General features: G+C 68.0%; 7 protein-coding genes. 2 read left to right on the top strand and 5 right to left on the bottom strand.

The window, feature by feature from the left end; all coding sequences use genetic code 11:
• Positions 1 to 352 precede the first annotated feature (352 nt).
• The 3 genes from PH203_RS25810 to thyX form a co-directional block, all read right to left on the bottom strand.
• The gene (locus tag PH203_RS25810) at positions 353 to 2,038 is read right to left on the bottom strand and encodes a ribonuclease J (RefSeq protein WP_289922866.1); all 1,686 of its coding nucleotides are present in this window, start codon (positions 2,036 to 2,038) and stop codon (positions 353 to 355) included.
• 154 nt (positions 2,039 to 2,192) lie between these two features.
• Entirely contained in the window at positions 2,193 to 3,092 is a 900-nt protein-coding gene (gene dapA / locus PH203_RS25805) for a 4-hydroxy-tetrahydrodipicolinate synthase (protein ID WP_289922865.1), read from the bottom strand.
• Positions 3,093 to 3,303: 211 nt separating this feature from the next.
• The gene (gene thyX / locus PH203_RS25800; protein WP_289922864.1) at positions 3,304 to 4,044 is read right to left on the bottom strand and encodes an FAD-dependent thymidylate synthase; all 741 of its coding nucleotides are present in this window, start codon (positions 4,042 to 4,044) and stop codon (positions 3,304 to 3,306) included.
• Positions 4,045 to 4,251: 207 nt separating this feature from the next.
• Between thyX and PH203_RS25795 the strand changes: the two genes are divergently transcribed.
• Positions 4,252 to 4,491: a hypothetical protein gene (locus tag PH203_RS25795; protein ID WP_289922863.1), complete on the top strand. Its 240-nt coding sequence runs from the start codon at positions 4,252 to 4,254 to the stop codon at positions 4,489 to 4,491.
• Between the two features lie 90 nt (positions 4,492 to 4,581).
• Positions 4,582 to 5,139 (top strand): hypothetical protein, encoded by a 558-nt coding sequence (locus PH203_RS25790; RefSeq protein ID WP_289922862.1) that lies wholly within the window; start codon positions 4,582 to 4,584, stop codon positions 5,137 to 5,139.
• Positions 5,140 to 5,249: 110 nt separating this feature from the next.
• On the opposite strand, the gene PH203_RS25785 is transcribed toward PH203_RS25790, so the two are convergent.
• Entirely contained in the window at positions 5,250 to 5,702 is a 453-nt protein-coding gene (locus tag PH203_RS25785; protein WP_289922861.1) for a hypothetical protein, read from the bottom strand.
• 7 nt (positions 5,703 to 5,709) lie between these two features.
• Entirely contained in the window at positions 5,710 to 6,462 is a 753-nt protein-coding gene (dapB, locus tag PH203_RS25780; RefSeq protein WP_289922860.1) for a 4-hydroxy-tetrahydrodipicolinate reductase, read from the bottom strand.
• Between the last annotated feature and the right edge of the window lie 39 nt (positions 6,463 to 6,501).

Raw genomic sequence — 6,501 nt, 5'->3', positions numbered from 1 at the left:
TTTGGCACGCTGTTGAGTTCTCAAGGAACGGACGCTTCCTTTGTACTCACCCTTCCGGGCTTTCCTCCGGGCAGTTTCCCTTCGGTCTTGCGTCTCCGACTCTATCAGACCGTTTCCGGTCCCGATTTCCTCGGTGCTTTCCAGGTTCCCGCTTTCGCGTTTCCCTTTCCGGCGGCTCCGACTTTATCAGAGATTCTGAGTCGGAATTTCCACCCGCTTCGGGGACTGGTTCCGGCGCACGAGGCGGCCGGGTTCCCGTTCAGGCGGAGCCGTAAACGTACTGGAGCGGGGCGCCTCAATGCAAATCGAGGCGCCCCGCTCCGCGTTCACGCGTACGAGGTCCGACGGTCCGTCAGACCTCCACCACCACCGGGAGGATCATCGGCCTGCGGCGATACGTGTCAGAGACCCACTTGCCGAGGGTCCGTCGCACCAGTTGCTGCAGTTGGTGGGGTTCGACCACGCCGTCCTGAGCCGAGCGCTCCAGGACCTCGGTGATCCTGGGGATCACGTCGGTGAAGGCGGAGTCCTCGATGCCGGAACCGCGCGCCTGGATGTGCGGGCCACCCGTGATCTTGCCGGTCGACGCGTCGACGACCACGAAGACCGAGATGATGCCCTCGTCGCCGAGGATCTTGCGGTCCTTCAGCGCCGGCTCGCCCACGTCACCGACCGAGAGGCCGTCGACGTACACGTAGCCTGCCTGGACCTTGCCCGCGATCTTGGCCTTGCCCTCGATGAGGTCGACGACTACACCGTCCTCGGCGATGACGATCCGGTCGTGCGGGACGCCGGTGAGGGCGCCGAGTTCGGCGTTGGCGCGGAGGTGGCGCCATTCGCCGTGGACCGGCATCAGGTTCTTGGGTCGGCAGATGTTGTAGAAGTACAGGAGCTCGCCCGCGGACGCGTGGCCCGAGACGTGGACCTTGGCGTTGCCCTTGTGGACGACGTTGGCGCCCCAGCGGGTCAGGCCGTTGATCACGCGGTAGACCGCGTTCTCGTTGCCGGGGATCAGGGACGACGCCAGGATCACCGTGTCGCCGTTGACGATGCGGATCTGGTGGTCGCGGTTGGCCATCCGGGAGAGGGCGGCCATCGGTTCGCCCTGGGAGCCCGTGCAGACCAGGACCACCTCGCGGTCGGGAAGGTCGTCGAGCGTCTTGACGTCGACCACCAGACCCGGCGGGACCTTCAGATAGCCCAGGTCCCTCGCGATGCCCATGTTGCGGACCATCGAGCGGCCGACGAAGGCGACCCTGCGGCCGTATTCGTTGGCCGCGTCCAGGATCTGCTGGATGCGGTGGATGTGGCTGGCGAAGCTCGCCACGATGATCCGCTTGCGGGCGTTCCCGAAGACCTGGTGCAGGACGTTGGAGATGTCCCGCTCCGGCGGGACGAATCCCGGGACCTCGGCGTTCGTGGAGTCCGAGAGAAGGAGGTCGATGCCCTCCTCGCTCAGACGCGCGAACGCGTGTAGATCCGTCAGACGGTTGTCCAGCGGGAGCTGGTCCATCTTGAAGTCGCCCGTGTGGACCACCATGCCCGCGGGGGTGCGGATGGCGACGGCCAGGGCGTCCGGGATGGAGTGGTTGACCGCGACGAACTCGCAGTCGAAGGGGCCGATGCGTTCGCGGTTCCCCTCCACCACTTCGAGGGTGTAGGGGCGGATGCGGTGCTCCTGGAGCTTCGCCTCGATGAGCGCAAGGGTCAGCTTGGAGCCGATCAGCGGGATGTCCGGCTTCTCGCGGAGCAGGAACGGGACGGCACCGATGTGGTCCTCGTGGCCGTGCGTGAGCACGATGCCCTCGATGTCGTCGAGGCGATCCCTGATGGACGAGAAGTCCGGCAGGATCAGGTCGATTCCGGGCTGCTCCTCCTCGGGGAAGAGCACGCCGCAGTCGACGATCAGCAGGCGGCCGCCGTACTCGAAGACCGTCATGTTTCGGCCGATCTCGCCGAGACCGCCGAGCGGGGTGACCCGCAGGCCGCCTTCGGGGAGCGGCGGGGGCGGGCCGAGTTCAGGATGCGGATGACTCAAAAGACTCTCCTCACCACACGCGCCACGTACCGGTGGGCACGTGGCGCGCGTGACGTTCGTGCGTGTAGCAGTTGTCGTTGTGGTGCAGGCACCGGTTGTCCTGCTTATTCAGTTGTGAAGTCCGTTGCGCGCCCACGGCGCGCTAAGTCTGGTGCTAGAGCTGTACCCCGCCTGCGGCAAGATCGATCTTGAGCTGCTCGATCTCTTCCGGCGCAAGTTCCACCATCGGGGCGCGCAGCGGTCCGGCGGGCAGGCCCTGGAGGGCGAGCGCGGCCTTCGTGGTCATGACGCCCTGGGTGCGGAACATGCCGGTGTAGACCGGGAGCAGCTTCTGGTGGATCTCGGTGGCCTTCTGGACGTCACCCGAGGTGTACGCCTCGACCAGCGCGCGCAGCTCGGGCGTGACCACATGGCCGACGACCGAGACGAAGCCGACCGCGCCCACGGAGAGCAGCGGCAGGTTGAGCATGTCGTCGCCGGAGTACCAGGCGAGGCCGGAGCGGGCGATGGCCCAGCTGGCGCGGCCGAGGTCGCCCTTGGCGTCCTTGTTGGCGACGATGCGCGGGTGCTCGGCGAGCCGGACCAGTGTCTCGGTGTTGATCGGGACACCGCTGCGGCCGGGGATGTCGTAGAGCATGACGGGCAGCTCGGCGGCGTCCGCGACGGCCTTGAAGTGCCGGTACAGACCCTCCTGAGGGGGCTTGTTGTAGTACGGCGTCACGATCAGGAGGCCGTGTGCGCCGGTCTTCTCGGCGGCGCGGGCCAGCTCGATGCTGTGGTGCGTGTCGTTGGTGCCGACTCCGGCGACGACGTGGGCGCGGTCGCCGACCGCCTCGAGTACCGCTCGTACGAGGTCCGATTTCTCCGCGTCGCTGGTGGTGGGGGACTCACCGGTGGTGCCGTTGATGATCAGGCCGTCGTTGCCTGCGTCGACCAGGTGGGTGGCGAGCCGCTGTGCGCCGTCGAGGTCGAGTGCACCGTCCGCCGTGAAGGGCGTGACCATGGCGGTGAGGACCCGCCCGAAGGGGGTCTGCGGAGTGGAGGTCGGAGCCATGGGTAACACGCTACTCGCTGCTCAAGGCGGGGTCTGCCCTCGGGGGGCGGTAAAAGTCATGACAAAGGTGGAGCCCGGCACTGCCTGCTCGGGGGTTCAAGCAGTGCCGGGTCCGTTTGATCAGGCTAGATGAACTTCTCTAAATGCCGCAATACGGACACCTCGCGAGGCTGACCCGTACATCTGTGCCCGAACGGGGAACGCGGGTGCGTTACGGAGCCACACGGCCGTTCGCATTGAAGGCCGCGTACGTGAGCGGCATGAGCTTGGCCCACTCGGCCTCCATCTTCTCGCCGACCATCTCGATCTCCCGCTGCGGGAAGGACGGGACCTTGGCCAGCTCGTGCTGGGTGCGCAGGCCGAGGAAGTGCATCAGCGAGCGGGCGTTGCAAGTGGCGTACATCGAGGAGAAGAGGCCGACGGGGAGGACCGCGCGGGCGACCTCGCGGGCGACGCCGGCGGCGAGCATCTCCTGGTAGGCCTCGTAGGCCTGGCGGTAGGAGTCCTCCATCGTGCGGGAGACCAGCTCCTGCTGGGCCTCGGTGCCCTCGACGAAGACGTACTTGCCGGGGCGGCCCTCCTGGACGAGCTTGCGGTCGGCGCCGGGGATGTAGAAGACGGGCTGGAGCTCCCGGTAGCGGCCGGACTCCTCGTTGTACGACCAGCCCACGCGGTGCCGCATGAACTCGCGGAAGACGAAGATCGGGGCGCTGATGAAGAAGGTCATCGAGTTGTGCTCGAACGGGCTGCCGTGCCGGTCACGCATCAGGTAGTTGATGAGGCCCTTGGAGCGCTCGGGGTCCTTCTGGAGCTCCTCCAGGGACTGCTCACCGGCGGTGGAGACGCGGGCGGCCCACAGGACGTCGGAGTCGGCCGCGGTGTGCTTGACCAGCTCGACGCTGATGTCGGTGCGGAAGCTGGGCTTGAGGTCGTCGGCGGGGGTGTCGGTCACGGCTCGGAGGGTCCTTCCATCACTTCTCTCGGGCGGCGCCCACTCTACGACCCGGCACTGACATCGGGGCGTTCGGTGCCGGGACGCGACATCTTCGGCGAAGTTCTGTGAATTCGGGGCATCAGGGCACCTTTTCGGGCACTCGTGCGTCTGTATCAACAAGAGTCACTTATTCGAGTATCCGAGCTTGAAAGGAGCGTCCACCCGATGTTCCGTCGGCGTGAGCCCGTCCCGTTCGCCTTCGTCGCCGAGGCCGACAGGTTCCGCAGCAATGTCACTCCCCCGCCTCGGGAGAAGGCCTCCGTGGCGGAGATGGCCGGGCGTTGGCTCCTGGGCGTCACCATCGTCGCCGCGCTGGTGGGGTCCCTGGTGCTAGGGATGCCGGCGCTGACGCTCGATCACTCCTCCAACGGCACTCAGGAGTCACAGGCGTCCCAAGGACACTGACTCATCCAGGCCCCCTGAGGTGGCTCATGGAGACATCCGGCGGATAGCCTCACCGGGCACAGCCCACACATGGACGAGTGAGGACCAGCCGTGCCCCTGCCCTTCCTGACGGCCGACCGCGCGTACGAGACAGCCGACGATGCCGCGCTGCCCTTCGACGACCGCGAGCACTGGCGGCGCCCCTATCGCCCTGGGCCCTACCGGGTGGGCGCGGCGGCGCTCCTGCTGCTCCTCGCCTCGTACGTACTGTTCGCGGCGGTCATCATCGCCCTCACGGGATCCGTGTCCGAGGGCGGTGCGGTCTTCGGCGGTGCGCTCGCCATCATCGCCGTCGCGCTGCGGTTGCTGCGCGTGGGCGTGTGGGTGAACGCCCGCGGCGTGCGGCACGTGGGGTTCTTCCTGACCCGTACGGTGCGCTGGGAGCGGGTCGTCGCCGTGCGGACGGTGCAGCAGCCGGTGCGCTGGCTGGGGCTGCCGCGCACGGTGCAGGGGCAGGCGCTGACGGTCGTACGCAATGACCGGGCGGCTGAGGACACTTCGCTGCTGTTGACCACGCACAACGCGGACTTCCTGGGGCGGCCGGACGCGTTCGACCGGGCGGCCGACTCGGTGGAGGCGTGGGGCGCGGAGTATCAGCGCGGCGCCTGACACTCCGGTTGCGGCGACCACCCCGCGGCGACCGCAACCGTCAATTGAGGAACCACGACGGCGATCAGCCAGCTCCGCGAGAGCGGCGCCGGTTTAGGCGCAAAAAGCGGTCAGGCCTGGAGCGGCTTTCCGTCGTGCAGGGCGATCGCTTGCTGCATCGCCTTGCGGGCGCGCGGGGTGTCGCGGGCGTCCTGGTAGGCGACGGCCAGGCGGAACCAGTTCCGCCAGTCGTCGGGAGCGTCCTCGGTCTCGGCCTTGCGCTTGGCGAAGACCTCGTCGGCCGAGTCGCGGTCGATGCGGCCGCTGGGGGTGCGCTTCAACTCGTCGACGGGGAGGCCGCCCTCGGCGTCGAGCTCCGCGGCGAGGGCGTTGGCCTTGCGGACGAACTGGGTGTTCTTCCACAGGAACCACACGCCGATGACCGGCAGGATCAGCACCGCCACCCCGAAGGTGACGGTGAGGAGCGTGCCGGTCTGGATGAGCATGACGCCACGGCTGCCGACCAGGACGAAGTAGAAGACCAGGACGGCGGCCGTTATGGCGTAGGACAGCTTGGCGCGCATGGTGTCGTCAGCCCAGGTCCAGGAAGTGTTCCAGGCCGAAGGTGACGCCCGGGGTGGTCACCACGCGGCGGGCGCCCAGCAGGATGCCCGGCATGAAGCTGCTGTGGTGGAGCGAGTCGTGGCGGATGGTCAGCGTCTCGCCCTCGCCGCCCAGGAGGACCTCCTGGTGGGCCAGCAGGCCCCGGAGGCGGACGGAGTGGACGGGGATGCCGTCGACATCCGCGCCGCGGGCGCCCTCCAGGGCCGTCTCGGTGGCGTCCGGTGCCTGAGCCGTGCCCGCTGCCCGCCTGGCCTCGGCGATGAGCTGGGCCGTGCGGGTCGCCGTACCGCTCGGGGCGTCGACCTTCTTCGGGTGGTGGAGTTCGACGACCTCCACCGACTCGAAGTAGGGGGCGGCGATCTGCGCGAACTTCATGTTGAGGACGGCCCCGATGGAGAAGTTGGGCGCGATGAGGACGCCCGTCTCCGGGGAGGCTGCCAGCCAGCCGTTCAGCTGGGCGAGGCGCTCGTCGGTCCAGCCCGTCGTACCGACGACGGCGTGGATGCCGTGGCCGACGCAGTACTCCAGGTTGGCCATCACCGAGTCCGGCGTGGTCAGTTCGACGGCGACCTGGGCGCCGGTCTCGGCGAGCGTCTCCAGCTTGTCGCCCCGGCTCAGGGCGGCGACCAGCTCCATGTCCTCGGCGGCCTCGACGGCCTTGACCGCCTCGGAACCGATCCGGCCCTTGGCACCGAGGACCGCCACGCGCAGCTTGCTCATCACTTGCTTCCTTAAAGACGCTTTCCGAAAAGACGCCGA

It is taken from the genome of Streptomyces sp. S.PB5, assembly GCF_030403745.1.
In the GTDB taxonomy this organism is placed as follows: Bacteria; Actinomycetota; Actinomycetes; order Streptomycetales; family Streptomycetaceae; genus Streptomyces.
Note: the sequence above shows the minus strand (reverse complement) of the source record. Positions and strands in the feature narration are given on the sequence as shown.